The 2990-nt window shown below is 73.0% G+C and carries 3 protein-coding genes and 1 pseudogene; 3 read left to right on the forward strand and 1 reads right to left on the reverse strand.

Going from position 1 to position 2990, the window contains the following annotated elements; all coding sequences use genetic code 11:
- The 3 genes and pseudogenes from GA0115242_RS04630 to GA0115242_RS04640 all read left to right on the forward strand — a co-directional run.
- Nucleotides 1–566, forward strand: a pseudogene (locus tag GA0115242_RS04630) (glucose-6-phosphate isomerase); the annotation flags it as partial.
- Nucleotides 567–576: 10 nt separating this feature from the next.
- Entirely contained in the window at nt 577–1455 is an 879-nt protein-coding gene (gene gnd, locus GA0115242_RS04635; protein WP_093824808.1) for a phosphogluconate dehydrogenase (NAD(+)-dependent, decarboxylating), read from the forward strand.
- 6 nt (nt 1456–1461) lie between these two features.
- Nucleotides 1462–2055 (forward strand): histidine phosphatase family protein, encoded by a 594-nt coding sequence (locus GA0115242_RS04640; RefSeq protein WP_093824804.1) that lies wholly within the window; start codon nt 1462–1464, stop codon nt 2053–2055.
- A gap of 252 nt (nt 2056–2307) precedes the next feature.
- Here GA0115242_RS04640 and GA0115242_RS04650 read toward each other — a convergent pair.
- A partial coding sequence (locus GA0115242_RS04650; RefSeq protein WP_176729744.1) for a VOC family protein occupies nt 2308–2990 on the reverse strand: 683 nt, incomplete at its 5' end.

The following is a 2990-nucleotide window of genomic DNA, read 5'->3' on the forward strand; positions in this document are numbered from 1 at the left end:
CGGTGCAGCGCGACGGACGCCCGGTGGGCTGGCAGACCGGCCCGGTGGTGTGGGGCACGCCCGGCACCAACGGGCAGCACGCCTACTACCAGTTGATCCACCAGGGCACCAAGCTGATTCCGGCGGACTTCATCGGGTTCGCGCGCCCTGTCGGAGAGTTGAGCGACGGGCTGAAGGCGCAGCACGACCTGCTGATGGCAAACTTCTTCGCGCAGACCCAGGCCCTCGCCTTCGGCAAGACCCCCGACGAGGTCCGCGCCGAGGGCGTCCCCGAGGAGCTGGTCGCGCACAAGACGTTCAAGGGCGACCACCCCACCACCACGATCCTGGCCCGGGAACTGACCCCGTCGGTGCTCGGCCAGCTCATCGCCCTCTACGAGCACAAGGTGTTCGTGCAGGGCGCCGTCTGGCACATCAACTCCTTCGACCAGTGGGGCGTGGAGCTGGGCAAGGTCCTCGCCAAGCGCGTCGAACCCGCCCTCACCGACGGCGTCGACGTCCCCGGTCTCGACCCCTCCACCCGCGCCCTCGTCGCCGCCTACCGCGACCTGAAGGAAGTGAACTGACATGACCGGCATGCAGCTCGGCCTGGTCGGCCTCGGCAAGATGGGGGGCAACATGCGCGAGCGGATCCGCCGCGCGGGCCACACCGTCGTCGGCTACGACCGCAACCCCGAGGTCACCGACGTGAAGGACCTCGCCGAACTCGTCGACAGGCTCCAGGCGCCGCGCGTGGTCTGGGTGATGGTCCCGGCGGGTGAGGTCACCCAGTCGGTCGTCGACGAACTGGGCGGGCTCCTCGAACCCGGCGACGTCGTCGTGGACGGCGGCAACTCCCGCTGGACGGACGACGAGAAGCACGCCGCGGAGCTGGGCGCCAAGGGGATCGGCTTCGTCGACGCCGGTGTCTCCGGCGGGGTCTGGGGACTCCAGAACGGCTACGCCCTGATGGTCGGCGGCGACAAGGAGCACGTCGAGCGGCTCCAACCGATCTTCGACGCGCTCAAGCCGGACGGGCCCTACGGCTACGTCCACGCGGGCGCGGTGGGCGCCGGGCACTTCTCCAAGATGGTCCACAACGGCATCGAGTACGCCATGATGCAGGCCTACGCCGAGGGCTGGGAGCTGCTGGAGAAGGTCGACTCGGTCACCGACGTGCGCGAGGTCTTCCGCTCCTGGCAGGACGGCACGGTCATCCGCTCCTGGCTGCTCGACCTCGCCGTCAACGCGCTGGACGACGACGAGCACCTCGACCGGCTCAAGGGGTTCGCCGAGGACTCGGGCGAGGGCCGCTGGACCGTCGAGGCCGCCATCGACAACGCCGTGCCGCTGCCCGCGATCACGGCGTCCCTCTTCGCGCGGTTCGCCTCCCGGCAGGACGACTCGCCGCAGATGAAGATGGTCGCCGCGCTGCGCAACCAGTTCGGCGGGCACGCCGTCGAGTCGAAGAAGTAGGCCGCGGTGGGGGACCTGTTGCTGGTCCGCCACGGCGAGACGGAGTGGAGCGTGTCGGGCCGGCACACGAGCTGGACCGACCTGCCCCTCACCTCGCACGGTGAGGAGCAGGCCAAGTCGCTCGCTCCGCTCCTCTCGCGGCGGACCTTCGCACGCGTACTGACCAGCCCGCTGGAGCGGGCCGTCCGCACCGCCGAACTCGCGGGCCTGAGCGGGGCGGTGACCGATCCGGACCTGCACGAGTGGGACTACGGCGGCTACGAGGGCGTCACCACCGTCGACATCCACCGCACCCGGCCCGGCTGGGACCTGTGGACCGACGGCGTGCCGCCGGGCGCGTCCGGCCGTCCGGGCGAGTCACCGGCCGAGGTGGGCGCCCGCGCCGACCGGGTCCTGTCCCGGGTGGACGGGATCCTGGCCGCCGACGCGGGGGACGTCGTCCTGGTCGCGCACGCCCACTTCCTGCGCGTCCTGACCGCCCGCCGCCTCGGACTCCCGCCCGCGCAGGGCCGGTTGTTCCAGTTGGCGACGGGCACGGCGAGCCGCCTCTCGACGGAGCACGACCGCCCGGTCGTCGCGGAGTGGAACGTACGGGCCTAGGTCGGCCCGGCTGCCCGGCCGCCCATCTGCCCATCTGCCCTTCTGCCCTTCTGCCCGTCTGCCCGACTGCCCTTCTGCCCGTCTGCCCGGCTGCCCGGCTGCCCTTCTGCCGGTCGGCCGGACCGCAGGGCGCGGGGGCCGGGGCGCGGGGTTGCGGACTTGCGGGGGTGCGGGGGTGCGGGGGTGCGGGCCGACGACATCGGCGGCCGTCCAACGTGGTTGCGCGGGCCGCGGGTTGGCTTCCCGGTGCGGCTACCGGGTCCGGTCGTCGTGCTGGGCCGCCAGGCGTATCGGGGCGTTCGGGGCTCCGTAGCCCCGGTAGCCCGGGTCGCGTTGGGTGAGTTCGAAGAAGACCCGGCCCACCGTGCGGGTGTAGCAGTGCCGGAACGCGCCGTGCTCGTCGCGGTCGTAGAGGATGCCGAGGTCGCGGTAGGTCTCCAGCTCGGCGTCCGGCAGCTCGTACCGGGCGGCGAGGTCGTCGTAGTAGTTCGCCGGTACGGCCAGCAACCGGCCCCCGGCGGACCGGAACCGGCGGGCCGCCGCGACGACGTCGGCGGTCGCGAACGCGATGTGCTGGGCGTGCGCGGTGTCGTCGCCGGCGGCCGGGCCGACCGACAGCGCGATCCGCACCCGGCCCTGCGGGTCCGTGACCGCGCGGCTGCGCACCAGGCCGTAGGGGTCGGCGACGTCGACGCTCTCCCGGGCGTCGAGCCCGAGGACGCCGCGGTGGAAGAGGGCGGCCTCGTCGACCTGGTACCAGGGCTGGACGAGGGCCAGGTGGTCGACGTGGGTGAGGAGGGGTTCCTCCGCGGCCCGCTCCCCCTCCTCGAAGTCGGCCCGCCAGTCCGGGAGTCCGGGGTGGCCCGTGGCGCAGAAGAAGAGTTCCGTGCCGTCCGGGGCGGCGACCGCCTCCAGCGGGGCGTCCGCGGGGGCGC

It is taken from the genome of Streptomyces sp. SolWspMP-5a-2, from assembly GCF_900091845.1.
Lineage (GTDB): Bacteria > Actinomycetota > Actinomycetes > Streptomycetales > Streptomycetaceae > Streptomyces > Streptomyces doudnae.